We start from the raw sequence: 23,115 nt of genomic DNA, 5'->3' as shown, positions 1-23,115 counted from the left end.
CGGCCACGGGGATCACCTCGTGGCCGGTCCCGCCTACGCGCAGGAGGCCAGGGTGCGCTCCAGGGCCGTGCGCTCGGGCGTGCTCACGGTCAAGCCGAACTCGGCCTTCACGCCCACGTAGATCCGGGCGTACGCGCAGGCGTAGCCGGGGCTGGGCGGCATCCACTCGTCCGGGGTCTTGTCGCCTTTGGACTGGTTGGCCTTGCCCTGCACGGCCACCAGGTTGCGCAGGTCGTTGGCAGCGGCCGTGCGGCGTTCGGGTGTCCAGCCGGACGCGCCGCTGCGCCACATCTCGGCCAGCGGCACGACGTGGTCGATCTGGACCTTCGACACGCTGGTGATCGTCTCGCCCGTGTAGGGGTCGTAAAGGGTGCCGGAGGTGACCGCGCAGCGGCCCTCCTTGCGCTTCACGTCCACCAGGTCCCGCGCCAGCACCTGGCTGCGCTGGTCGCAGCCGTCACCGTCCACGTCGGACCACGGCTGCCCGAACACGCACGCCGCGCCCCGGTCGCAGTCCCGGACGTACCCGGCCAGGCCGCCGGGGTCCGCCACCGGGATCTCGGTGAGCCGGGTGCGGGCGGTCTCGGCGTCGAGGGTGCCCGGCGGGACCTTCTCCCCGCCGGAGCCCCCGGTGGCTGCCGGGAAGGTGCTGCAACCGGCCAGCAGGACGGCGATCAGCACGGTCGTCGCGCGCCGGGACATCGGCTCCTCCGAGGGGTGAGTTCTCGCCCCCACGGAATTCCCCGCGCGACCGTCCGCCCAACGCCGCCGAACGGCCGATCACGTTGCGCCGTAACGACTACGCGGACGCCGAACCCCGGCCGTAGAGGACGAGTGCCCCCGTCGGACGAGCGGGCGCTCCGGTCCGGGACCGGAGCGCCCGGCGCGCGTCAGCGGCCCTGCAACGACTTCACGTTCCGGCCGAACGTCCAGTTGCGCGAGCCGTCCCAGTTGATCGACCAGGTCATCAGGCCCTTGAGCTGGCCGCTGTAGGTGTTCCACGCCTGGGAGACCAGGCCGGTCGACATGTGCCCGCCGCCCGCGCCCGGCTGGGCCGGCAGCCCCGGCACCTGCTTGTCGAACGGCACCTTGATCGTGGTGCCCTGGATCACCAGGCCCTTGTTCAGGCAGTTGGTCTGGGCGGTGAAGCCCTGCACGGTGCCCGCCTGGTACGAGTCGCCGCTGCAGCCGTACATGCTGCCGTTGTAGTACTGCATGTTCAGCCACCACAACCGGCCGTTGTCCGCGTACTTCTTGATGATCGGCAGGTACGCGCCCCAGATCGAGCCGTACACCACGCTGCCGCCGGTCACGTACGCCGTCTCCGGCGCCATGGTGAGGCCGAAGTTGGACGGCATCCGCGCCAGCACGCCGTCGATGATCCGGATCAGGTTGGACTGCGACGCGGACAGCGTGTTGATGTTGCCGCCGCCGACCAGCCCGGTCTCCACGTCGATGTCGATGCCGTCGAAGTTGTACTTCTGCAGGATCGGCACCACCGTGTTGACGAACCGGTCCGCCACGGCGGTCGAGTTGAGGTCGATGCCGGCGGTCGCGCCGCCGATCGACATCAGGATGGTCAGGCCGGCCGCCTTGGCCGCGCACATCTCGGCCGGCGTGGCGACCTTGACGGTGGCGTCCATGCCGTCCTCCCACAGCACCGTGCCGTCCGACCGGATCACCGGGAACGCCGCGTTGATCACGTTGTACCCGTTGTCCCGGATGCGCTGGTCGGTGATGGGGATCCAGCCCAGCGGCGGGTGCACGCCGTTCTTCGCGCCGTCCCAGTTCTCCCAGTAGCCGTGCAGCACCTTCCCGGTGGGCCTGGACTTCACCGGGCAGGTCTCCTCGGCGGCGGCGGGCGCCGCGCCCGCCGACGTGGTGAGCGAGGCGGTGAGCAGCACCGCCGCGCCGGCGGCGAGCAGTCGTGCAAGCCGACGAATCATGTCCCGACTCCTTCTCGGCGGTCCGTTTCCGCAGGGCGGAACCGCCAGTGGTCGTTTTCTCGGCGAGGTTCGACCGCCCGTGGCGTGGTCAGGGCCGCGACGGGCTGTGCCTCGGTGCCGGGGAGGGGTTCTCCTGGGCAGCGCTCGAACCTCCGGGGTTCTCGCTCGCTGGCCCCCAGCGGGGGTGCCGCTGGTTTGCGCCGCCAGAAGTGATCTATCGGAAATCCCATGGAAGCAGCACGGCGGGGTGGCTGACAACCCGGCGTTCGGCGGAACGTGCCCGACCCCGCCGGCTGGTACGACGGTCACATGGGTGACATCGCGGTGGTCGGCGGCGGGGTGATCGGGCTGACCTGCGCGCTGCGGCTGGCCGAGGCGGGGCACCGGGTGGAGGTGGTCGCCGACCGGGCCCCCGGCGACACCGTCTCGGCCGTCGCGGGCGGCCTGTGGTTCCCGTACCTGGCCGCGCCGGCCGACGCCGTGCTGCGGTGGGCGCGGGAGTCGCTGGACCGCTTCGCCGAGCTGGCCGCCATGCCCACGACCGGCGTGTTCTGGCGCGAGGGGATCGTCCTGCACCGCGCGGACGACCCCGACCTGGCGTGGACCGCCGTCGTCCCGGACTGCCGCGCGGCCCGGCCCGACGAGCTGCCCGAAGGGGTCGCGTCCGGCGTGGTCTGCTCGGTCCCGGTGGTCGACACGGCGGCCTACCTGGGCTGGCTGGCCGCGCGCTGCGCCCGGGTCGGGGTCGCGTTCCGGCGCGCGCACGTGGTCCGGCCGGCCGACCTCCCGCAGCCGACCGTCGTGGTCGCGGCGGGGCTGGCGTCCGGCGTGCTGGTGGGCGACCCCACCCTCGAACCGGTGCGCGGGCAGGTCGTCCGGCTGGCCAACCCCGGCCTGACCCGCTGGGTGGTGGACGACGACAACCCCGCCGGCATGGCCTACGCGATCCCGCGCGGGCACGACGTGGTGTGCGGCGGCACGGCCGACCGCGGCGAGTCCGGCACCGCGCACGACCCGGACGTGGAACGCGCCGTGCTGGACCGGGTGGTCGCCCTGGTGCCCGAGCTGCGGGGCGTGCCGGTCGTGTCGCGCGCGGTCGGGCTGCGCCCCGTCCGGCCGTCGGTGCGCCTCGACCGGGTGACCGTGGCCGGTCAGGCGCTGGTCAGCTGCTACGGGCACGGGGGTTCGGGTGTGACACTGTCCTGGGGCTGCGCGGCGGACGTCGTCGGTTTGGCCGGCCCCTGACGCGGGAATCGTCCTGGTGGCGGGAAGGGGACACTCGTGGGCGTCGGTGGTGTGGTCGCGGCAGCGGCGGTGGCCGGTGCGGTCGCCGTGGGCGCCGGCAGCGTCGCCGGGCAGCCCGACGACGAGGCGTGGCGCGACCTTGGCCTCACGGTGGTCGACCAGACCAGCCGCACCGACCAGGACTGCGTCGCCCACTCCTTCGGCCAGGTCCACGACCTGCTGGCCGCCGCGCCGTGCCGGTCGCTGAGCCGGGCGCTGTTCACCCTCGCCGACGGCAAGGGGTCGCTGGTCGCGGTCTCCGTGGCGTGGGTGGAGTTCGTGGAGCGGGACGTGGCCAAGGAGTTCAAGCGGGTCGAGGACATCTACGCGACCGGCGACATCACGCCGCTGCCCGCGAGCCTCCTGCGGCTCGACGAGATCACCTTCACCGCCCACCACTACGACTCGGAGCTGTTCAACACCACGGTCGTGGTCGCCGAGGCCGAGAACGTGACCGGCGCGGCGAGCCCGGAGTTCCTGCGCCAGATCACCCAGGTCGCCGTCCTCACCCCGCGCCCGTAGCCGGCGGTCTTGCCGGTTCGGCAAGGAAGTTGGCGCGTTCCGGGACCTCCGGTGCACAGTTCGGCCATGACGACGACCGAGCAGTTCTGGGAGGGCTTCTACCTGGACAAGGACCAGGTGTGGAGCGGGAACCCGAACCCGTTGCTGGTGCGCGAGGTGTCCGCGCTCACCCCCGGCACCGCGCTGGACCTGGGGTGCGCGGAGGGCGGTGACGCCATCTGGCTGGCCGCCCGGGGCTGGCGGGTGCTGGGCGTGGACGTGTCGGCGACCGCGCTGGGCCGGGCCGCCGCCCGCGCCGCCGACGCCGGGGTCGCGGACCTGATCACGTTCGAGCGGCACGACCTCGGCGAGACGTTCCCGCAGGGGGAGTTCGACCTGGTGTCCGCGCAGTTCCTGCACTCGCCGGTGGAGCGCGACGGGGAGCGGGACGGCATCCTGCGGCGCGCGGCCGGCGCGGTCGCGCCCGGTGGCGTGCTGGTGGTCGGCGGGCACGCGGGCTGGCCGTCCTGGGTGACCGACCACCCGCACCAGGACGTCGTGCTGCCGACCACCGCCGACGTGCTGCGGTCGCTGGACCTCGGTGAGGAGTGGGTGGTCGAGACCGACGAGGTCGTGCGCCGGGAGATGACCGACCCGGACGGCGGGCCCGGCCACCGCGACGACAACGTGCTGCGCATCCGCCGGCGGGCCTGACCCCAGCCGGCGGTCACTTGGTGCGGGCCCGCACGTGGGCCCGTTCACCCTGCTGGCCGAACAGCGTCAGCAGCTCGACGGGCCCGGCGCCGGCCGCGTCGAAGAAGTGCGGCACGTGCGTGTCGAACTCGGCGGCCTCGCCCGGCTTGAGCACCAGGTCCTGGTCGCCCAGCAGCAGCCGGAGCGTGCCGTCGAGCACGTAGAGCCACTCGTAGCCCTCGTGCACGCGCAGCTCCGGCTCGACGTGCCCCCGGGTGCCCGGGATGATCATCTTGTACGCCTGCAGCCCGCCCGCGCGGCGGGTCAGCGGGATGATCGTGCGGTTGCCGCGCCGCAGCGGGCGCATGTGCACCCGCGGGTCGCCCGTGTCGGGTGCGCCGACCAGCTCGTCCAGCGGCACCCCGTGCGCCCTGGCCAGCGGCAGCAGCAGTTCCAGGTTGGCCCGCCGCTGTCCGCTCTCCAGCCGGGACAGGGTGCTCTCGGAGATGCCGGTGGACGCGGCCAGGTCGGCCAGCGTCACCCCGCGCTGCCGCCGGATGGCCCGCAACCTCGGACCGACCGCCCGGAGCACGTCGTCCAACTCGTCCATGCCCACCAGCTTGCCGAACCGGCAAGCCCCGTTGCAACCGGTCCGCGCCCGATCGGGCGCGGACCGGCGGGGTCAGTTCGCGCTGCCGCGCTCGGCCGGCCCGACCGGCTGCAACCGCAGCGCCCGCACCTCCTCGCGCAGCGCCTGCACCTCGGAGAGCACCAGGTGGTCCGGCGCCGGCGGCGGCGCGTCGGAGTCCATCGCGCTGCACACCACGGCGATGAACAGGTTGAGCATGGTGAACGTGCCCACCAGCAGGTAGCAGACGAAGAAGACCCAGGCCAGCGGCTGGTCGCGCATCAGGTCGCGCATCACGTCCGACCAGCCGTCGCCGGTGGTGATCTGGAACAGCGTCAGCACGGTCGAGCCGAGGTCGGCGAACCGGTCGTCGCCGCTGGGGCGGAACAGGTTGATCGCCACCACACCACCCACGTAGAGCAGCAGCAGGAGCAGCCCGGTCAGCGACAGCAGGCCCGGGATCGACTTCACCAGGGCGCTCACCACGCGGCGCATACTCGGCACCATCGCCACCAGCCGCAGCGCGCGCAGGATGCGCAGCGACCGCACCACCGACAGCGGCCCGGCGGCGGGGACCAGCGAGATCGCCACCACGGCGAAGTCGAACACGTTCCACGGGTCGCGGAAGAACGCCAGCCGGTGCGCGTAGAGGCGGGCGGACAGTTCGAGGACGAACACGGTCATGGCGACCCGGTCCACGGCGGACAGCAGCCCGCCGTGCGCGGCCACCAGGGTCGGCGAGGTCTCGCAGCCCAGCGCGATCGCGTTCACGACGATCACCCCGATGATCGCCCGCTGGAACCGCTTGCCGTCGACGGTCTCGGTGACCCGGTCGCGCAAACCCATCAGTCTCGCCACTCCTCGCCGGCCTGGGACACGTCCGGGCCGGCGGACCCGACCGGCCCGCCCGGCGTCCGGCGTGGACACCGACAGGTATCGGCCGGCGGGGGAGACCTCTTGACCAGGTTCACCTGAGCAGGTGATCAAGCGCCAGTGGTCCGGGCCGTCCGATCAGGACTCGCCGGTTGTCCGGGAGCCGTCGACCCGGCCGGGGGCGGCGTCACCGGTCTCGTTGCCGTCGTCCGCGGTCTGCGGGTAGAACGTGATGCTCCCGTCGACCGAGCCGCCGATCTGGACGACGTTGCGGAAGCGCCCGTCGGAGACGTGATTCCCCCGGTGCGCGGCCGGCGGGGCCAGGCGGGCGGTGATCAGCCCGTTGACGATCCGGACCAGCGGCCGGACGTGCGGGATCAGTGCGCCCAGCAGACCCACCCGTACGAGGAACACCCCGATGTCGCTGAAGTAGCCGAAGTCGAACAGCGCGAGCGCGGGCGGCAGCGCGACTGCAAGGAGCGCCAGCACCAGGAACGGCTGGAGGTGCTCCTGGTCCTGCTTGACCCGCACGACGTCCCGCCGCTGGAAGTCGACGTCGTCGTCCTTGTTGAACGACTTGGGCTGCCACTCGCCCAGCTCGCCACCCGCCGTGACGAAGTTGAACGTGACCTCCTCGCCGCGTTGCAGGTGCGCGATGCGGTACTTGCACTGCGGGCGCCCGTCGAGCGACCCCACGTCCACCGGCTCGACGCCGAGTTCAGGATCGGGTCGCGGGGCGAGGTAGTGCTCCATCAGCCGGACACCGCGCGGGAACGAGAACCGCAGCTCGTGGTCCTTGATCACCTGGTTGCCGGTGTTGACGACCTTGCACGTCACGTGGGTCAGGGCTTGGACGGCGGTGCCGTCGTAGGTGACGTGCACCTTGCCCTTGATGTCGCGGCTGACCTCGATGAGGGCCTGCTCCACCACGGCTTCCCAGGAGATCTGCCGGTGCGGTTCCCGCTTGGCCTTCTGCCGGTCCAGCGCGTAGGAGGACAGGAAGCCGAGCACCGCGCCGAGGATTACCAGCAGGACCTTCTCGACCACCGGCGACGCGAGCCAGCTCTCCTGGGCCACGAGGCGCACGGAACAGTCGACACAGGCTGACAGCGGCATCGGTCATCCGTTCCGGTGAGGTGGACGGGCGTGGCGAGGGTAGTCGAGGCGAAGAGCCGAGGACCCCTCACGCCCGGCCCGCGTCGATCGTGCGCGGACCGGGCGGCGACGTCGGTTCTGCGCCAGGCAATCCTTCCCATTCGAGCCAGGCCGGCCAGGACCGTCAGCGCACCGGCCCGGTCGCCGGGTCGACGTTGCGGAGAGGCGCCATCAGAACGTCACGTCGAGGCTCGCCAGCCGGCAGCCGAACGGCGGGCTGAGGGTCAGGTCCGGGGTCTCGTAGGCCGGGCGGAGGTTCGGCAGGCGGTCGAGCAGGGTGCTGAAGCACACGTCGGTCTCCATCCGGGCCAGCGCCGCGCCCAGGCAGTAGAACGCGCCGAGGCCGAACGCCGTGTGCCGGTTGGGTTTGCGGGTGATGTCGAACCGGTCCGGCTCCTCGAACACCTCCGGGTCGCGGTTGCCCGCGAGCATCGCCAGGTACACGACCTGGCCGGCGGGCAGTTCGTGGCCCGCGACCTCCACCGGCTCGGTGGTCACCCGGACGATGGTGTTGGCCGGTCCACTGCACCGCAGCATCTCCTCGACCGCCTGGGGCAGCAGGTCGCGGCGGCTCTTGAGCAGCTCGAACTGGTCGGGGTGGTCGAACAGCAGCACCAGCCCGTTCGCGATCAGGTTGGCCGTGGTCTCGTGGCCCGCGAACAGCAGCAGCACGCAGTTCGCCACGATCTCGTCCTCGGTCACCACGCCTTCGCGCTCGGCGGCGACGAACATGCTCAGCAGGTCCTCGCGCGGTTCGGCCCGCCGCTGCGCCACCAGCCCGCGCAGGTAGTCCTGCATCTCCAGCACGCTGCGCTGGCTGGCCTGGAGCCGCGCGAAGTCGGCCGGCGCGAACAGCGCCAGGATGTCCCGCGACCACGCCTGGAGCCGCTCGCGCTCGCTGGTGGGCATCCCGAGCATCTCGGCGATCACGTTGGCGGGCAGCGGGTAGGCCAGGTCCGCCACGACGTCCATGCGGCCGGACGCCGCCACCGCGTCGACCAGCTCTTCGGCCAGCTCGCGCACCCGGGGGCGCAGCCGGTTGACCGTGGCGGGGGTGAAGTAGCGCTTGAGGAGCTGCTGGAACCGGACGTGGTCGTCCTCGTCGGTGTGGCCCATCCACAGCGCGATCGACTGGAGCACGGGCCGCAGCTCGTCCCGCTCCGCCTGGCTGAGCCGGTCGAGGCCCTGGCCGAGGTTCGCGGTGGCCAGCCGCCGGTCCTTGAGGGCGGCGACGACGTCGGCGTGCCGGGTGATCAGGTAGCCGTTGAGCTCCGGCACCCGGATCAGCGGGTTCTCGGCGCGGATGCGGTGCAGCAGCGGGTGGGGGTCTGCGGCGACGTCCGGCGCGAACAGGTCGTAGGACGGCACCGCGATCGCTGAATCGCTCATGATCGCAGTCTCTCCGAACATCCTTCGCGTTTCTGCGGCCAGATGAGGGAATCCGGGTGCATCCGGCCCAGGCCGGGCACCCGGACCCGCGTGCCGGCTACGGCGACGGCCACAGCTCCGACGCGTGCACCTGCGCCGTCCCGCCGGGCGGCGCGGATCAAGCACGGCCCTCCGCTGGCCGATGCCGGGCCGGTTTGCGAGGCTGTCCGCCATGGCGAAGAAGACCACCAAGCGGTACCCGCGCGAGCTGTACGAGACCGAGCTGCTGCGGTTGCAGGGCGAGCTGGTGCGGATGCAGGAGTGGGTCAAGGCGTCCGGCGCGCGGGTCGTGGTGGTCTTCGAGGGCCGGGACGCGGCCGGCAAGGGCGGCACCATCAAGCGGGTCTCCGAGCACCTCAACCCGCGCGTCTGCCGGATCGTGGCGCTGCCCGCGCCGACCGAGCGCGAGCGCACCCAGTGGTACTTCCAGCGCTACGTCGACCACCTGCCGGCGGCGGGCGAGATCGTCCTGCTGGACCGGAGCTGGTACAACCGCGCGGGCGTCGAACGGGTGATGGGGTTCTGCACGCCGCAGGAGTACCAGCGGTTCCTGCGGCAGTGCCCGATCTTCGAGGAGCTGCTCGTGGAGGACGGCATCCTGCTGCGCAAGTACTGGTTCTCGGTCAGCGACACCGAGCAGGAGAAGCGCTTCCGGGAACGCCTGGACAACCCGCTCAAGCGGTGGAAGCTCTCGCCGATGGACCTGGAGTCGATCACCCGCTGGGACGACTACTCGCGCGCCAAGGACGACATGCTGGTGCACACCGACACCGAGGTCGCGCCGTGGACGGTGGTCGAGGCGGAGGACAAGCGCAAGGCGCGGTTGAACATGATCGCGCACCTGCTCGACACGCTGCCGTGGAAGCCGGTGGAGCGGCCCGCGCTGGTGCTCCCGAAGCGCCCGAAGGGCCGGGGCAACTACGTCCGCCCGCCCCGCGAGGTCGAGCGGGAGGCCCCGGACCACGCGGCGAAGATCCTCAAGGACGCCGGGTGACCCGCCGGCGCGCTCAGCCGTCGGTGTCGTCGGGGTGCTCCGGGGAGTCCTCGCCGTCGCGGTCGGCCCACTCCAGCAGCGGTTCCAGCGAGAACACCGCGTCGTCGATGCCCGCGTGCAGGTCGCCCAGTTCGGCGAAGCGCGCCGGCACGGTGGCGATGGTGAAGTCGCGCGGGTCGACGTCGGCGACCTCGTCCCACCTCAGCGGCGTGGACACGGTCGCCTCCGGTACCCCGCGCACCGAGTAGGCGCTCGCGATCGTGTGGTCGCGGGCGTTCTGGTTGTAGTCGATGAACAGGCTGCGGGGATCGCGGTCGCGTCGCCACCACGTCGTGGTCACGTCGTCGGGCGCGCGCCGCTCGACCTCGCGCGCGAACGCCAGCGCCGCCCGCCGGACGTCGCGGAACCCCCACTGCGGTTCGATCCGCACGTAGACGTGCAGGCCGCTGCCGCCGGACGTCTTCGGCCAGCCGACCGCGCCGATCTCGTCCAGCACCTCCCGCACCACGCCCGCGACCCGCCGCACCCGGGAGAACGGGCAGTCCGGCATGGGGTCGAGGTCGATGCGCCACTCGTCGGGCTGCTCGGTGTCGGCCCGCCGCGAGTTCCACGGGTGGAACTCGACGGTCGACATCTGCACCGCCCACACCACGTCGGCGACGTCGGCGACGCACAGTTCGTCGGCGTACCGGTTGTAGCGGGGGAAGTGCACCCGCACGGTCGGCACCCACGGCGGCGCCCCGCCGGGCAGCCGCTTCTGGTGCACCTTCTCGCCGGTCACCCCGGACGGGAAGCGGTGCATCATGCACGGCCGGTCGCGCAGCGCGCGGACGATGCCGTCGCCGACCGACAGGTAGTACCGGGCGAGGTCGAGCTTCGTCTCGCCGCGCGCCGGGAAGTAGACGCGATCCGGGTTGGAGATCCGCACGGTGCGGTCCCCGACCTCCAACTCCACCGCAGGCGACTGGCCCATGCGGGAAAACCTAACCCGGATCGGCCCGGTCAGCGCGTTCTCGGCACCGCGCGCCCCGGTCGCCGCGCACCGCCAACGGCCTCTTGCCCGTGTGGCCCCGATCACCTACTGTCCAGTAAAAGTGAATCGGATTCGCGTACCTGGGGAGCGGTGGATGCGGTCGAAGCGGTCGGCAGTCGCGTCGGTGGTGGCCTGCCTGGTGGGCGCGCTGGTGCTCGGCGGGCCGCCCGCCGCGCAGGCCGGGCCGGAGCCGTACCTGGTCGGCCGGGGCATCTCCGACATCACCGGCCCGGCCGCCGAGAACGGCATGATGGGGTACTCCAAGTTCGACCAGAAGACCAGCGGCATCCACCAGCGGCAGCGGTCGCGGGCCTACGTCGTGGTCGACCGGGCCGGCGGCAAGCGGGTCGCCTACGTCAACGCCGACCTGGCCATGGTCTTCCGCGCGGTGCAGGAGGCCGTCCTCGCCAAGCTCCAGGCCCGCTACGGCAGCCTGTACACCCGGGACAACGTCCTGCTCTCCGCCACCCACACGCACGCCGGCCCCGGCGGCTTCTCGCACAACCTCGCCTACAACCTGTCCATCCTCGGGATGCAGCGCCAGACCCTGGACGCGATCGTCGACGGCATCACCGAATCGGTCGTCGCGGCCCACGAGGACCTCCGGCCCGGCTCGCTGTCGCTGGGCCGGGGCGAGCTGACCGACGCCAGCGCCAACCGCTCGCGCACCGCGTTCGAGCGCAATCCCGACAAGGGGTTCTTCCCGCTGGGCATCGACCCCGCCATGACCGTGCTGACCTTCCGCCAGAACGGCCGCGAGGTCGGCGCGATCAGCTGGTTCGCCACCCACAACACGTCGATGACCAACGAGAACACGCTGATCAGCCCAGACAACAAGGGGTACGCGTCCTACCAGTGGGAGCACGACGACCACGGCGTGCGCTACCTCGACGGCCGGCCCGGGTTCGTGGCCGCCTTCCCCAACACCAACGCGGGCGACATGTCGCCCAACCTCGACCTGCGCCCCGGCTCCGGCCCCACGCAGGACGAGGTGGAGAACACCCGGATCATCGGCGAGCGGCAGAGCCGCGCCGCGCAGCGGATCTCCGCCGGCCCGCAGACGACCGTGACCGGCAGCGTCGACCACCGGATGCGGTTCGTGGACATGGCCTCGGTCGCCGTCGACGGCCGGTACACCCCCGACGGCCGCCCCGGCACCACCTGCTCCGGCGTGGTCGGCGCGTCCACCCTCGCGGGCAGCGTCGAGGACGGCCCGGCCGTCCCCGGCTTCACCGAGGGCATGGTCACCCCGCTCAAGGCGTTGCTGGAGCCGCTGCACGTCGAGGTGCCGCAGTGGCTCAAGGACTGCCAGTACCCCAAGGCGTCGCTCGTGCCGACCGGGCTGGTGCAGGCCACGCCGAACGTGCTGCCGCTCCAGATCGTCAAGCTGGGCGCGCTGCACCTGGTCGCGGTGCCCGGCGAGGTGACCATCGTGGCCGGGCTGCGCATCCGGCGGGCCGTGGCGGGCGAACTCGGCGTGCCGCTGCCCGACGTGCTGATCCAGGGCTACGCCAACGACTACAGCCAGTACGTCACCACGCCCGAGGAGTACGACGCCCAGCAGTACGAGGGCGGCTCGACCCTGTTCGGCCGCAACACCGCGCCCGCCTACCAGCAGGAGTTCGGCCGGCTCGCGGCGTCGCTGCGCGCCGGCACACCCGCCCCGGCCGGTCCGGAGCCGGGCACGCCGCCGTTCACCGACCTCAACCTGCAGACCGGAGTCGTGTTCGACGACAAGGCGCTGTGGCACGCCTTCGGCCAGGTGCTCACCGAACCCGCCGCCTCCTACCGCCGGGGCGAGACGGCGTCGGCGGTGTTCGTGACCGGCCACCCGAAGAACGACCTGCACCGCAACGGCACGTTCCTGGAGGTGCAGCGGCTCGTGGACGGGCGGTGGGCCCGGGTCGCCGACGACGGCGACTGGTCCACCCGGTACCGCTGGCGGCGCGTCGGGGTGGCGAACTCCGAGGCCACCGTCACCTGGACCATCCCGGCCGGCACGCCGGCGGGCACGTACCGGCTGGTGCACCACGGCGACTGGAAGAGCGGCTGGACGGGCGCGGTCAGCCCGTTCACCGGCACCAGCCGCGCGTTCACGGTGGGGTGAGCGCGTCCCGGGACGGGTCGACCGGGTCCACCACGGCGATCACCACGTTGCCGCGCTTGCGCCCGGTGTCGACGTACCGGTACGCCTCGGCGATCCGCTCCAGCGGGTAGGTCCGGTCGACCACGACCCGCAGCACGCCCGCCTCGACCAGCTCCTTGACCACCGGCAGGGTCGTGCTCTTGTCCACCGACATGCCGACCACGACCTTCGGGCCGCCGCGCACGGCCGTCCACAGCGCCCACAGGTTGTTGGACAGCCCGGTGGTCGGCACGTACTTCCCGCCCGGCCGCAACGAACCGCGCGCCTTGCGGAACGAGCTCTTGGCCACCGTGTCGAACACGACGTCGTAGCGGCTCCGGTCCGCCGTGAAATCGCGCTCGGTGTAATCGATCACCTCGTCCGCGCCGAGCGACCTGACCAGCTCGACGTTGGCCGGCCCGCAGACCCCGACCACCTCCGCGCCGAAGTGCTTGGCGAGCTGGACCGCGTAGGTGCCGATGCTGCCCGACGCGCCGTTGACCAGCACCCGCTGCCCGGCGCGCACGGAGAGCTTGTGGTGCAGGAAGAACAGCGCGGTCGTGGCACCGTCGACGGCGGCGGCCGACTCGGCGAACGTCAGCGCGGCCGGCTTCGGCGCGAGGGACCCGGACGCCGGCACCCGCACGTACTCGGCGTGCGCGCCCACCGCGAACCCGGTGAAGCCGAACACCTCGTCGCCGGGCCCGAACCGGCTGACCCCGGAGCCGACCGACTCGACCACGCCCGCCACCTCCAGCCCGAGCGTCCGCAGCCGCCGGCGCGGCCGGCGCAGGCCGAGGATCACCCGTCCCCACGCGGGTTCTCCCCGGCGCATCGCGCACTCGGCGGAGGTGACGGTGGTGGCGTGCACCTTGATCAGCACGTCGTCCGGGCGGGGGACGGGGACGGGTCTCTCGGTGACCCGCACGACGTCGGGCGGGCCGAACCTGGTGTGCACCGCAGCTCTCATGGCGTGACGGTAGCGGCGGCCCCGGGCCGGGCCGCCCGGTCGTTCCCGCAGTTCCGGGACATCCCGGGGAACCCACCTAGGTGCACCCCCGACGCCGTCCTTAAGCCGTAGGGCGGACTGCCGCGCGCGCCGGCTCGACCGTCTTCAACCGGCGGGGCCGGCATCGGAGGGAAAGCGCCCGACTACCCGGCGGAACCAGTCGCCTACTTTCGTAGGTGGGCGTGCCCGGTTTGCGCGGGCTAGCGTGGCGGCTGCCCGGAGAAATGGCCGGGCACCTGCCGCCCGGGGAACTCCGCAGTTGCCCCGGGCGAATTTCCGCACCGCCTTCCGCATGTCAATTTCGTCAACCCTGCGATGAAAGACGACAAAAAATGAAGATCCGCACCATCGGCGTCCTCGCCACCGTGGGCGCCGCGTTCGGGGCTGCCCTGCTGACCCCGAACGCCTCCGCAGCACCCGAGTACGACCCGGCGATGCTCGCCGCCCTGGCCGCCGACCAGGGCTCCTCGCCCCGCGACGCCGCCGCCCGCCTGGACCGCGAGCGCGACCTGACCGCCGCGCTGGCGGACCTGCGCACGCGGGGCGTGCAGGTCGACGGCGCGTTCTTCGACCACGCCGGCCGGCTGGTCGCCAACACCTCCGACCCGGCCGCCGTCACCGCCGCCGGCCTCACCCCGCGCACGGCCGCGCGCGGCGAGCGCGCCCTCGACGCGCTGGCGGCGAAGGTCGAGCGGGCCATCGGCGCGGACCTCGGCCAGGTGCAGGCGTGGGGCCCGGACGTGGTCGGCGACCGCGTCCTGGTCACCGTCGAGCCGGACGCCACGTCCGCGCTGGTGGCGAAGCTGTCCAGGATGGACGGCGTGGCCGTCGAGCGCGGCGCGGCCCGGGTCGCGCCGCAGGCCGACGTGGTGCCGGGCCGGATCATGGACCTGGTGCCCGGCACGAACTGCTCGCTCGGCTTCCCCGGCACCCGCAACGGGGCGAAGGTGCTGCTCACGGCCGGTCACTGCGTCGAGGGCAACCCGGACATCCTCGACGCCAACGGCACCCACATCGGCAAGGGCATCGCCACCCGGTTCCCGTCCGCCGACATGGGTCTGATGAGCATCGACCCCGAGGACACCGGCCGGGGCTACGTCGACACCCGGATGGGCACCACGGTCGCGGTCAAGGGCCTGTCCAAGGCGGCGGTGGGCGCGACGATCTGCAAGGCGGGCAACACCACCGGCTGGACCTGCGGCAAGGTGTCGGCCTACAACCAGACCGTCCGCTACTCCGGCGAGTCCACCTCCACCAAGGGCCTCGCCCGGTCGACCGTGTGCACCGAGGGCGGCGACAGCGGCGGCGCGTACATCTCCGGCAACACCGCCCAGGGCATGACCTCCGGCGGCCCGGCGGACGGCCACGACTGCGGTTTCAACCAGGGCTCCAACGCCACCGGTTCGTATTCCTACTACCAGCCGGTGGTCGACGCCGCGAACTACTACGGCGTCACCCTGACCACTTCCTGACCCGATCGCGGTGAAATGCGGTGGCGCCCCCGGTGCCACCGCATTTCCGGCATTCCCGGAAATGTCCCGGCCCCTTCGTCCGCCCCGTGCCACGGCCTGCGCCGAACGCACCACCGCCCCTGGGCCGAAGCGCGTCGGGGCGGGGCGCACGGGCGGCGCGGCGACGTCCGCGAGTCGGTCCGGCCACCCTCACGTGACCAGCGGGTTCCTTCTCGGCGACCGGTCGCGCCGAAGGCCGCCTGGGAGCGTTACCCGTGGCTACACTCCCGGTCTTCACAGTTCCGGCGAGGAGGCGTGGTGGCAGCGGCGAGCATCCGGGACGTGGCGTCGAGGGCGAACGTGTCGGTCGGCACGGTGTCCAACGTCCTGAACCGCCCCGAGGTGGTCGCGCCCGCGACCCGGGACCGGGTGCTGGGCGCGATCGTCGAGCTCGGCTTCGTCCGCAACGACGCCGCCCGCCAGCTCCGCTCGGGCACGCCCCGCGCCATCGGCCTGGTCGTGCTCGACGTCGGCAACCCGTTCTTCACCGACGTGGCGCGCGGCGTGGAGGACACGGCCAGCGACGCCGGGCACGCGGTGATCCTGTGCAACAGCGACGAGTCCACCCGGCGCGAGGCCCGGCACGTGGAGCTGCTGGCCGAGCAGCGGGTGCACGGCGTGCTGATCACGCCGGTGGGCGCCGACCTCGCCCCGGTGCGCCGGCTGCGCGAGCGCGGCGTCTCGGTCGTGCTGCTCGACCACCCGACCGACGACCCGCAGCTCTGCTCGGTGGCGGTGGACGACCGGGCGGGCGGCGAACTCGCGGTCGCCCACCTGCTGGCGCGCGGCCACCGCCGGGTCGTGGTGGTCAACGGCCCGTCGCGCCGCCACCAGGCCCGCCACCGGTTCCGGGGCGCGGCGGACGCGGTGCGGCTGGCGGGCCTGGACCCGACGTGCCTGGAGGAGGTCCGGATGCCCGCGATGACGGTGGCGTCGGGCCGGCTGGCGGCGGAGGAGCTGCTGGCCCGCCCGGTGCGCCCGGACGCGGTGTTCTGCGCCAACGACCTGCTGGCGCTGGGGGTGCTCCAGGTGCTGGCGAGGGCCGGCGTCCGCGTGCCGCAGGACGTGGCGGTGGTCGGCTACGACGACATCGACTTCGCGGCGGCGGCGAACGTCCCGCTCACCTCGGTCCGCCAGCCGCGCGAGCTGATCGGCCGCACGGCGGCGAGTCTGCTGCTGGCGGAGTCGATGACGCCCGCCGAGCACGACCACTGCCAAATCCTGTTCGCCCCGGAACTCGTGGTGCGCGAGTCGAGCTGACCGGTCCGCGCCCGGGTCGCCCTACGATGGGCGGGTGGTGGTCTTGGTGACGGGCATGTCCGGCACGGGGAAGTCGACGGCGTTGCGCCTGCTCGGCCGGCGCGGGTACCGGGTGGTGGACACCGACTGCGGCGAGTGGGTCCACTGCGTCCCGCACCCGGACGGCACCGGCGCGGAACGGCAGTGGCACGAAGCCCGGGTGGACGCGCTCATCGCAGACCACGAGCGCTCGGGCGAGCCGCTGTTCATCGCGGGCACGGTGTGGAACCAGGAGAAGTTCTACCCCCGCTTCGCCGAGGTGGTCCTGCTCAGCGCGCCGCTGCCGGTGATGCTCGCCCGCGTGGCGGCCCGCGACGACAACCCGTTCGGCAAGACCGCCGAGGAACGTGAGCGGATCATCGCGGACACGACCGAGGTCGAGCCACGACTCCGGAAGTCGGCCACCCTGGAGATCGACACCCGCGCACCGTTGTCCGACGTGGTGGACCGCCTGGCGGCACTCGTCGCGACGCCACGGGAACAGCCCGGCCGGACCTCGTCGCGTGGCGACCTCGGCTAGTTCGTGCGCTTGGTCGGGAGGTGGCGGCCGATGTAGCCGACGTAGATCTTCCGGGAGCCTTTCACGTCGTCGTAGTAGTGCAGCCTGGGGCTGAACATCCCGTTCTGCGCGATCTTGAAGTGGGCGCCCATGAAGGTCGCCCCGTCGGCGGCCACCTCGACCGGTACGCGCAGCACGCGGGCGGTGCGGTACTTGGCGTTCTTGTGGACGTCCGCGCTCTCGTCCCGCGCGTGCCGTTGTGCCGGGTAGGTGCGGTAGGTGCCCGGTGTCTTGCGGAGGTAGCCGTCGACGTCGGTGTGGCAGTCGCCGTTGAGGGTCGCGGTCGCGTAGTCGTCCAGGGCTTGCAGCACGTCGTAGATCTTGCCGACCCAGATGCCGTTGCGGTCGTGTTCGTCCAGGCCGGTGATCTGGCTCCGGTTCCCGGTGAACACGACGTGGTCGAGGGTGGTGAACGTGTCGAGCAGGGCCTCGTAGTCCTGCGGGCGTTCCTCCAGCGCGGAGTGGTCGGGTTCCGACCAGGCTTCGGCCGCGCGGGAGGTCTGGCTCAACAGCCGTTGCAGGTGCCTGACGGTCGACCGGGACCGGTCGAGTTCCTCGTCCGCGACGAGCTGTTCGAGCTGGCTGTCCTCCAACTGCCTGCGCAGCTCGTCGCGCGCCTCGTGGAGTTCGGCCACCTTCTCCTCGTAGTCGCGCAGCCGCTCGGTGATCTCCAGGTCCCTGGCTTCCCGCTGCCTGCCGACGAGCGCCGCGCGGGTGAGGTCCCGCACGCGCTCGGCGGTGCAGCCGTCCGGCCCGAGCACGTCGCGCAGGGCCTCGACCGCCGTGAGCAACCCGGGCGGCAGGTGCGGTCGGTCGACGGCCCCGGGCGGCACGTCGGTCGGCGTCGTCCCGCTGCGCGTGACCGGTGCGGGGACGGGCCGGGTGTCGGCCAGGGGCGCGACCAGGCGCTGGTCCACCTGCTGTTCGAAGCGCCGGTCGACCCTGATCGCGTGGTTGGGCAGGGGTGCCTCGATGACGGCTTCCCGCGCGCGCCGGCCCAGCATCCCGGCGATCCGGTGGTCGGAGTCCTCCAGGATCCGCCCGGTGCCGAGCGTCCGGTGACGCCCGGCGTCCACCGGGTCGTCGGGTTCGGCACCCGAGCGGAAGGTCCGGACCGTCCACGGGGCCACCGCGTGCATCGGGCCGACCGCGTTGTTGAACTCGCGGGTGGCCTCGGCGTCCAGCACGTACGCGCCCGCGAGCCCCACGGTGTCCTTCACCAGCTTCTCGACGTACTGCGTCCAGCCCCCGAGGTCGATCTGCTCGTCGGCGGCGGCGACGAACAGCAGGCCCCTGCGGCGGGGGTCGCACACCGACTCGACCACCGGCCCGACGTCGGACCTGCCGACCCGCCTCGGCCCGGTGTCCAGCCGGGTGGTGCCGTCGAGGCCCGGGAGCACCTGGAGGAGGTTGCGGGCCAGTCGCGGGATCCCCGGCCGGCGGGCCGCCGAGCACTCGACGTCGAGCCACAGCCACGGCCTGGCGCGCTGGTCACCCCGCACGTGCACGGTGAGCCGCGTGGTCCACCGCTCGTCGGCCCGGTCCTCGACCAGCGTCGTCCGGATCGACCGGGCACCGTTGCGGTCGCGCAGTTCGAGCAGTTGACCCTGGACACCCTCGGCCAGGGTCAGGAACCCGCCGGGCACCAGCACGTCGGCCGCGTACCCCTTGGAGCGCAACCACGCGTGCCACTGCTCGCGCACCAGCTTCTCGACCCGGCCGCCGTCCTCGTCGACCTCGACGAACAATCGGTACCCCAGCATGTGCCCTCCGTCGGCCCCGGGTCCGCGCACGCGGCACCAGCTCCGCGCCCCGGCCGGCCGGGCGTTCCTGGTGCCCGACAACGACTCCCGGCACGCGGGAACGCCGTGCGGCACGACGGCGCGGTGCCTGCTCCCGGTCCTTCATCGCGCACCCCCGCGAGCCCGCTACGGCCGTCCGACCGCCGAAACCGAACCGCAACGTCCGCCACCCGGTCGCCCCCCGGACGGCCGACGATCATGTCCGAAACCGGCCAGACGACCCGGCCACGGGTCGGGCAGGCTGGTGCGCGACCGCGAAGATCCCGTCACCACCACCGGAGTGAACCCGATGTCCCAGCAGGACAAGGCCACCGCCTTCCACGCCCTGCACACCGGCCCCGTCCTGGTCCTGCCGAACGCGTGGGACGCCGCCTCGGCGCGGCTCGTCGAGCACGCGGGTGCCCGCGCGGTCGCCACCACCAGCGCCGGCCTGTCCTGGAGCCTCGGCAGGCCCGACGGCGGCCGGCTCGACCGGGCGACCGCGCTGGCGGCGCTGTCCCGCATCACCGGCGCGGTCGACGTGCCGGTGACCGCCGACATCGAGGGCGGCTACGGCGAGGACCTCGCCGAGACCGTCGCCCTGGTCCTGGGCACCGGCGCGGTCGGCGTCAACGTCGAGGACAGCGCGGACGGCCGCCTGCTCGACGTGCGGACCCACGCCGAGCGCGTCGCGACGATCCGCCGCGCCGCCGAGGCGTTCGGCGTCGACCTGTTCGTGAACGCCCGGATCGACGTCTACTTCTTCGGCGACGCAACGGTGTCCGACACCCTGCGCCGCGCCGAGGCGTACACGGCGGCGGGCGCGGACGGCGTGTTCGTGCCGGGCGTGGCCGACCCGGAGACCATCGCGCAGCTCGTCGAGAACCTCGACGCGCCGCTCAACGTCCTGGCCGGCGCCGGGTCGCCGACCGTGGCCGAGCTGGCGGCGCTGGGTGTGGCGCGGGTCAGCGTGGGCCAGGGCCTCGCCGAGGCCGCGTACTCCGCCGCCCACCGCTCCGCCGTCGAGCTGCTCACCGCCGGCACGTACGCGGTCGGCGGCGAGATGGACTACAGCACGCTCAACCGCCTCCTGGCCACGCGCGCCGCCACCCCGGACCTCGGCTGAGCGGTGCGACCGCCGGGCGTGCCGAGCCGCGAGCCCGACCGCGCAGTTGCGCCGGCACGGCGAGCACCCGCCGATTGGTGTCGTCGCCGGGCGGCAGGTCGAGCTTGGCCAGGATGTTGCCGACGTGCTCGACCACCGCCCCGTCGCTGACCACGAGCCGGCGCAGCACGCCGACGAACTCCTCCACGTCGGCCACCCGGTCCTTGAGCAGGTAGCCGACCCCGCCCGGCGTGTCGCGCAGCTCGACGGCGTCGCCCACCGCCGCGACGACCGGCAGCCCGAACCGGTCGAGCACGCTCGCGAGCCCCTCGCGCAGCAGGACGCCGTCCTCGGCGAGCACTACTCGGATCGGGGACACGGCAGCTCCACGCGCAGCAGGGTCGCACCGCCGACCGGACTCGGCAGCGCCAACCTGCCGTCGACCACCGCGACCCGGCCCGCCAGCCCCTCCGGGCCGCCGCCGGGCACCGCGTCGCCCGGGCCGCCGTCGACCACGAGCCGGCCGCCGCGCGCGGTCGCGGTCACCGCCGCCGGGCCGGTGCCGCTGTGCCGGGCCACGTTGGTCAGCGCCTCGGCCACCGCGAAGTACGCCGAGGACCTCAGGTGCCGTGGCAGCCGGCCGACGTCGGCGTTCCGCGACCGGGAGCGGACTGCGGCCGGCCAGGTCCTCCAGCGCGGCGGTCAGGCCGTGATCGGCGAGCACCCTGGGGTGGATGGATGCCGCGCACCAGCTCACGCAGGTCGGCCATGAGCTGCTCGGCCTGCTCGTGCGCGTCGACCACGTTGCGGTGCGCGGGTGAGTCCTCCGGCACGTCCAGCCGCGCGATGCCCAGCCGCACGGTGAGGCTGACCAGCTTCTCCTGCGCCCCGTCGTGCAGGTCGCGCTCGATCCGCCGCCGTCCGGCGTCGAACGCGTCGACCAGCCGCGCCCGCGACCGGGTCACCTCGAACAGTTCCCGGCCGCCTGGCAGCAGCGCCCGCGCGAGTGCCGCGTGCCCGGTGGCCGGCACCAGCGGCGCGGACGCGTGCACCAGCGGCAGGCCCGCGAGCAGGAACGCGCCGCCGTAGACCAGGGGTGCGAGCGTGACCAGCAGCGCCGTGTAGCCGACCTCCCGCCACGTCGCGGGATCGCGGTAGCCACGCGGCGACGGCCGGCCGGGCGCGCCGGGGTCGGCCAGCCGAGCCGCCACCGCTCGAACCGCGCCAACGCCCGCGCGACCCACGGCAGGCCCAGCAACAACGCGGCCGGCCCGACCACGAACGACACCGCGCGGGTCCCGCCGGACGCGTTGTGGGAGAACACGAAACGGCAACCCGGGCACCGCGACCGGCACGGCCGCCGCCAGGGCGACGAACGGAGTGCCCAGGACGTGCCCGGACGCCCTCCACGGCCACCACCCGAGCGGGAAACGTCGGTGCCGCAAGGAGTCCCACAAAGTCTTGTCCATCACGGCAAGAACGCCAGGCAACGCGCGGCCCGCTGTCTGCGGACCTGTGTGGAGTCCTCACGGTGGGGCCGGCCCCACCTCCGCACGGCGACTCCCCGCAGTGCCCGCCGCTGCCGGGTTTGACACCGGCCGGCCCCGGCACGCAGGATCGGCAGTCCGACGGACCGGGGGTTTCCGTGCTGGACGCGTTGCGGGTCAAGGACTTCCGGCTGCTGTGGGTGGGGCGGACGGCGAGCCAGCTCGGCACCTGGCTGCTGGTGGTCGCGATCCCGGCGCACGTGCTGCACCTGACCGGCTCGGTGATGGCCGCCGGGTTCACCATGGCCGCCGAGTTCCTCGCGCCGCTGCTGCTCGGCCCGGTCGCCGGCGTCGTGGTCGACCGCTGGGACCGCCGCCGCGTCATGGTGTGCGCGGACCTGCTGGGCGCGGTCGCCATCGGCGCGCTGCTGTTCGTGGACGGTCCGGGCGACATCTGGCTGGTGTACGTCGCGCTGCTGGTCGAGAGCGTCGGCACGGTGCTGTTCCGGCCCGCCGCGCAGGCCCACACGCCGGTCGTGGTCGGCACGGGCCGGCTGTTGGCCGGGGCGAACGCGGTGAACGCGGCCACCGACGGCACGGTCCGCCTGGTCGGCGCGCCGCTGGGCGGCGTGCTGCTCGCCCTGGCCGGGTTCGCGCCGCTGGTGTGGCTGGACGTGGTGAGCTACCTGGTCTCGGCCGCCGCGATCGCCGCCACCGCCCGCCGCCCCGCGCCCGGCCGGTCCGGCAGCGGCCTGGCGGACCTGCGGGAGGGGTGGGCGTTCCTGCGGCGGACGCCGGCTCCGAGGGCGCTGCTGCTGGTGATCACCGTGTTCCTGGGCGCGAACGCGGTCCTGGGCAGCCTCTTGGTGCCGTTCGGCGTGCAGGTCCTCGGCGGCACCGGGGAGACCGGCGTGGTGCTCTCCGGCCTGGGCGTCGGGTTCCTGCTGGGCGCGCCGATCACCCGGGGCCTGGTAGACCGCCTGCGCCCGGCGCACCTGATCTCGGGCGCGCTGGCGGGCACGGCGCTCGGGTTCGGGCTGCTGTTCGCGGCCACCTCGGTGCCGTGGGCGGTCGCAGCGGCGGTCGTCGTGGGGCTGACCGGCTCCACGACGCTGGCCGGGGCCCAGACCGCGCTCCAGCGCTGCACGCCGAACGCGGTGCTGGGCCGGGTCGGTGCGGCGATGGTCACGGGCGAGGCGGCGGCGTCCCTGCTGGGCGCGCTGGCCGGCCCGGCGCTGCTGCGGTTCTCGCTCGCGGCGGCGGTCTGGACGGCGTGCGGCGTGACGACGCTGTGCGCCGCGCTCGCCTTGGTCGTGTTGCGCCCAGCCGCAAACACCGACCCGGCGGCCGACGCCCCCGCGCCCCCGCCGGGGAGCGCTCCGGAACCGTCGGCGGAACGGTGATCCCGGCTTCCCGGGCCACCCCGGTAATGCGAAACCGCCGTCCGCGCAGTTCACCGAATCAAGTGCGGACCAGTCCGGAAAATATCCGATCCTTTCTCATGATCTGATCGTGATCGACCGCCGTTCACCTGGAAGGGTGTTACTGCGAGGTTACCGCAGGGTATTCATCGACTCCGTCGGACGGGGTCCGCTAACCTGGCCGTGGTCTTGATCTCCAGGGGAGGGAGTATCGGCCGGCCGGTGAGGCGTGCCTGCGGGGGATTCACGGCAGCGCGTCTCGTGGCGGGGCGGTGGCGGCGCT

General features: G+C 73.1%; 22 protein-coding genes. 10 read left to right on the top strand and 12 right to left on the bottom strand.

Annotated features, from left to right (window positions below; translation table 11 throughout):
* Positions 1 to 33 precede the first annotated feature (33 nt).
* A complete protein-coding gene (locus AB0I60_RS22935) occupies positions 34 to 702 on the bottom strand; it encodes an HNH endonuclease family protein (protein WP_360732765.1) in 669 nt (222 codons plus the stop codon).
* 188 nt (positions 703 to 890) lie between these two features.
* Entirely contained in the window at positions 891 to 1,946 is a 1,056-nt protein-coding gene (locus AB0I60_RS22930) for a chitinase (protein ID WP_360732763.1), read from the bottom strand.
* 309 nt (positions 1,947 to 2,255) lie between these two features.
* On the opposite strand from AB0I60_RS22930, the gene AB0I60_RS22925 reads away from it, so the two are divergent.
* The 3 genes from AB0I60_RS22925 to AB0I60_RS22915 all read left to right on the top strand — a co-directional run bounded on the left by AB0I60_RS22925 (position 2,256) and on the right by AB0I60_RS22915 (position 4,445).
* On the top strand, positions 2,256 to 3,191 hold the full coding sequence (locus tag AB0I60_RS22925; protein WP_360732762.1) for an FAD-dependent oxidoreductase: 936 nt from the start codon (positions 2,256 to 2,258) through the stop codon (positions 3,189 to 3,191).
* 36 nt (positions 3,192 to 3,227) lie between these two features.
* A complete protein-coding gene (locus AB0I60_RS22920) occupies positions 3,228 to 3,752 on the top strand; it encodes a hypothetical protein (protein ID WP_360732760.1) in 525 nt (174 codons plus the stop codon).
* A 66-nt stretch (positions 3,753 to 3,818) separates the two neighbouring features.
* Positions 3,819 to 4,445, top strand: a complete 627-nt coding sequence (locus AB0I60_RS22915) for a class I SAM-dependent methyltransferase (protein ID WP_360732758.1) — start codon at positions 3,819 to 3,821, stop codon at positions 4,443 to 4,445.
* Between the two features lie 13 nt (positions 4,446 to 4,458).
* Here the strand turns inward: AB0I60_RS22915 and AB0I60_RS22910 are convergent, their stop codons facing one another.
* The 4 genes from AB0I60_RS22910 to AB0I60_RS22895 all read right to left on the bottom strand — a co-directional run bounded on the left by AB0I60_RS22910 (position 4,459) and on the right by AB0I60_RS22895 (position 8,469).
* Positions 4,459 to 5,034: an XRE family transcriptional regulator gene (locus AB0I60_RS22910; protein ID WP_360732757.1), complete on the bottom strand. Its 576-nt coding sequence runs from the start codon at positions 5,032 to 5,034 to the stop codon at positions 4,459 to 4,461.
* 72 nt (positions 5,035 to 5,106) lie between these two features.
* On the bottom strand, positions 5,107 to 5,898 hold the full coding sequence (locus tag AB0I60_RS22905; protein ID WP_360732756.1) for an ion transporter: 792 nt from the start codon (positions 5,896 to 5,898) through the stop codon (positions 5,107 to 5,109).
* A gap of 165 nt (positions 5,899 to 6,063) precedes the next feature.
* On the bottom strand, positions 6,064 to 7,002 hold the full coding sequence (locus tag AB0I60_RS22900; protein ID WP_360732755.1) for a hypothetical protein: 939 nt from the start codon (positions 7,000 to 7,002) through the stop codon (positions 6,064 to 6,066).
* Between the two features lie 249 nt (positions 7,003 to 7,251).
* Positions 7,252 to 8,469: a cytochrome P450 gene (locus tag AB0I60_RS22895; RefSeq protein WP_360732754.1), complete on the bottom strand. Its 1,218-nt coding sequence runs from the start codon at positions 8,467 to 8,469 to the stop codon at positions 7,252 to 7,254.
* A 211-nt stretch (positions 8,470 to 8,680) separates the two neighbouring features.
* Between AB0I60_RS22895 and ppk2 the strand changes: the two genes are divergently transcribed.
* Entirely contained in the window at positions 8,681 to 9,502 is an 822-nt protein-coding gene (gene ppk2 / locus AB0I60_RS22890) for a polyphosphate kinase 2 (protein ID WP_360732752.1), read from the top strand.
* A gap of 13 nt (positions 9,503 to 9,515) precedes the next feature.
* On the opposite strand, the gene ligD is transcribed toward ppk2, so the two are convergent.
* Positions 9,516 to 10,475, bottom strand: coding sequence for a non-homologous end-joining DNA ligase (ligD, locus tag AB0I60_RS22885; RefSeq protein WP_360732750.1), 960 nt, complete (start codon positions 10,473 to 10,475; stop codon positions 9,516 to 9,518).
* 154 nt (positions 10,476 to 10,629) lie between these two features.
* On the opposite strand from ligD, the gene AB0I60_RS22880 reads away from it, so the two are divergent.
* Positions 10,630 to 12,642 (top strand): neutral/alkaline ceramidase, encoded by a 2,013-nt coding sequence (locus AB0I60_RS22880; protein ID WP_360732749.1) that lies wholly within the window; start codon positions 10,630 to 10,632, stop codon positions 12,640 to 12,642.
* Here the strand turns inward: AB0I60_RS22880 and AB0I60_RS22875 are convergent.
* A complete protein-coding gene (locus tag AB0I60_RS22875) occupies positions 12,629 to 13,630 on the bottom strand; it encodes an NAD(P)-dependent alcohol dehydrogenase (protein WP_360732747.1) in 1,002 nt (333 codons plus the stop codon). The two genes, AB0I60_RS22880 and AB0I60_RS22875, sit on opposite strands and share 14 nt — an antisense overlap.
* A 371-nt stretch (positions 13,631 to 14,001) precedes the next feature.
* Between AB0I60_RS22875 and AB0I60_RS22870 the strand changes: the two genes are divergently transcribed.
* From AB0I60_RS22870 to AB0I60_RS22860, 3 genes are all read left to right on the top strand, one after another.
* Positions 14,002 to 15,141, top strand: a complete 1,140-nt coding sequence (locus AB0I60_RS22870) for a trypsin-like serine protease (protein WP_360732746.1) — start codon at positions 14,002 to 14,004, stop codon at positions 15,139 to 15,141.
* A 294-nt stretch (positions 15,142 to 15,435) separates the two neighbouring features.
* Positions 15,436 to 16,440, top strand: a complete 1,005-nt coding sequence (locus tag AB0I60_RS22865) for a substrate-binding domain-containing protein (RefSeq protein ID WP_360732744.1) — start codon at positions 15,436 to 15,438, stop codon at positions 16,438 to 16,440.
* A gap of 34 nt (positions 16,441 to 16,474) precedes the next feature.
* The gene (locus AB0I60_RS22860; RefSeq protein WP_360732742.1) at positions 16,475 to 16,999 is read left to right on the top strand and encodes an AAA family ATPase; all 525 of its coding nucleotides are present in this window, start codon (positions 16,475 to 16,477) and stop codon (positions 16,997 to 16,999) included.
* Here AB0I60_RS22860 and AB0I60_RS22855 read toward each other — a convergent pair.
* A complete protein-coding gene (locus AB0I60_RS22855) occupies positions 16,996 to 18,801 on the bottom strand; it encodes a hypothetical protein (RefSeq protein WP_360732740.1) in 1,806 nt (601 codons plus the stop codon). The genes AB0I60_RS22860 and AB0I60_RS22855 overlap by 4 nt on opposite strands.
* Before the next feature lie 328 nt (positions 18,802 to 19,129).
* Between AB0I60_RS22855 and AB0I60_RS22850 the strand changes: the two genes are divergently transcribed.
* On the top strand, positions 19,130 to 19,945 hold the full coding sequence (locus tag AB0I60_RS22850; protein WP_360732739.1) for an isocitrate lyase/phosphoenolpyruvate mutase family protein: 816 nt from the start codon (positions 19,130 to 19,132) through the stop codon (positions 19,943 to 19,945).
* Here AB0I60_RS22850 and AB0I60_RS22845 read toward each other — a convergent pair.
* The 3 genes from AB0I60_RS22845 to AB0I60_RS22835 are packed head-to-tail and all read right to left on the bottom strand — an operon-like array spanning position 19,899 to position 21,135.
* Complete coding sequence (locus tag AB0I60_RS22845) at positions 19,899 to 20,303, bottom strand: hypothetical protein (protein ID WP_360732737.1); 405 nt, start codon at positions 20,301 to 20,303, stop codon at positions 19,899 to 19,901. The genes AB0I60_RS22850 and AB0I60_RS22845 overlap by 47 nt on opposite strands.
* Positions 20,285 to 20,524 (bottom strand): hypothetical protein, encoded by a 240-nt coding sequence (locus AB0I60_RS22840; protein WP_360732736.1) that lies wholly within the window; start codon positions 20,522 to 20,524, stop codon positions 20,285 to 20,287. The genes AB0I60_RS22845 and AB0I60_RS22840 overlap by 19 nt, the downstream gene beginning before the upstream one ends.
* 20 nt (positions 20,525 to 20,544) lie before the next feature.
* Positions 20,545 to 21,135 (bottom strand): histidine kinase dimerization/phosphoacceptor domain-containing protein, encoded by a 591-nt coding sequence (locus AB0I60_RS22835; RefSeq protein ID WP_360732734.1) that lies wholly within the window; start codon positions 21,133 to 21,135, stop codon positions 20,545 to 20,547.
* Between the two features lie 434 nt (positions 21,136 to 21,569).
* Here AB0I60_RS22835 and AB0I60_RS22830 point away from each other — a divergent pair, with 434 nt between their 5' ends.
* On the top strand, positions 21,570 to 22,814 hold the full coding sequence (locus tag AB0I60_RS22830) for an MFS transporter (RefSeq protein ID WP_360732732.1): 1,245 nt from the start codon (positions 21,570 to 21,572) through the stop codon (positions 22,812 to 22,814).
* The last annotated feature ends 301 nt before the right edge of the window (positions 22,815 to 23,115 follow it).

The organism is Actinosynnema sp. NPDC050436 (assembly GCF_040655415.1).
In the GTDB taxonomy this organism is placed as follows: Bacteria; Actinomycetota; Actinomycetes; order Mycobacteriales; family Pseudonocardiaceae; genus Actinosynnema.
Note: the sequence above shows the minus strand (reverse complement) of the source record. Positions and strands in the feature narration are given on the sequence as shown.

Excerpts from the sequence above, each read along its gene's own strand:
- AB0I60_RS22935 (WP_360732765.1), bottom strand. The coding sequence starts at position 702 with ATGTCCCGGCGCGCGACGACCGTGCTGATCGCCGTCCTGCTGGCCGGT.
- AB0I60_RS22930 (WP_360732763.1), bottom strand. The coding sequence starts at position 1,946 with ATGATTCGTCGGCTTGCACGACTGCTCGCCGCCGGCGCGGCGGTGCTG.
- AB0I60_RS22925 (WP_360732762.1), top strand. The coding sequence starts at position 2,256 with ATGGGTGACATCGCGGTGGTCGGCGGCGGGGTGATCGGGCTGACCTGC.
- AB0I60_RS22915 (WP_360732758.1), top strand. The coding sequence starts at position 3,819 with ATGACGACGACCGAGCAGTTCTGGGAGGGCTTCTACCTGGACAAGGAC.
- AB0I60_RS22910 (WP_360732757.1), bottom strand. The coding sequence starts at position 5,034 with ATGGACGAGTTGGACGACGTGCTCCGGGCGGTCGGTCCGAGGTTGCGG.
- AB0I60_RS22905 (WP_360732756.1), bottom strand. The coding sequence starts at position 5,898 with ATGGGTTTGCGCGACCGGGTCACCGAGACCGTCGACGGCAAGCGGTTC.
- AB0I60_RS22895 (WP_360732754.1), bottom strand. The coding sequence starts at position 8,469 with ATGAGCGATTCAGCGATCGCGGTGCCGTCCTACGACCTGTTCGCGCCG.
- ppk2 (WP_360732752.1), top strand. The coding sequence starts at position 8,681 with ATGGCGAAGAAGACCACCAAGCGGTACCCGCGCGAGCTGTACGAGACC.
- ligD (WP_360732750.1), bottom strand. The coding sequence starts at position 10,475 with ATGGGCCAGTCGCCTGCGGTGGAGTTGGAGGTCGGGGACCGCACCGTG.
- AB0I60_RS22880 (WP_360732749.1), top strand. The coding sequence starts at position 10,630 with ATGCGGTCGAAGCGGTCGGCAGTCGCGTCGGTGGTGGCCTGCCTGGTG.
- AB0I60_RS22875 (WP_360732747.1), bottom strand. The coding sequence starts at position 13,630 with ATGAGAGCTGCGGTGCACACCAGGTTCGGCCCGCCCGACGTCGTGCGG.
- AB0I60_RS22870 (WP_360732746.1), top strand. The coding sequence starts at position 14,002 with ATGAAGATCCGCACCATCGGCGTCCTCGCCACCGTGGGCGCCGCGTTC.
- AB0I60_RS22855 (WP_360732740.1), bottom strand. The coding sequence starts at position 18,801 with ATGCTGGGGTACCGATTGTTCGTCGAGGTCGACGAGGACGGCGGCCGG.
- AB0I60_RS22850 (WP_360732739.1), top strand. The coding sequence starts at position 19,130 with ATGTCCCAGCAGGACAAGGCCACCGCCTTCCACGCCCTGCACACCGGC.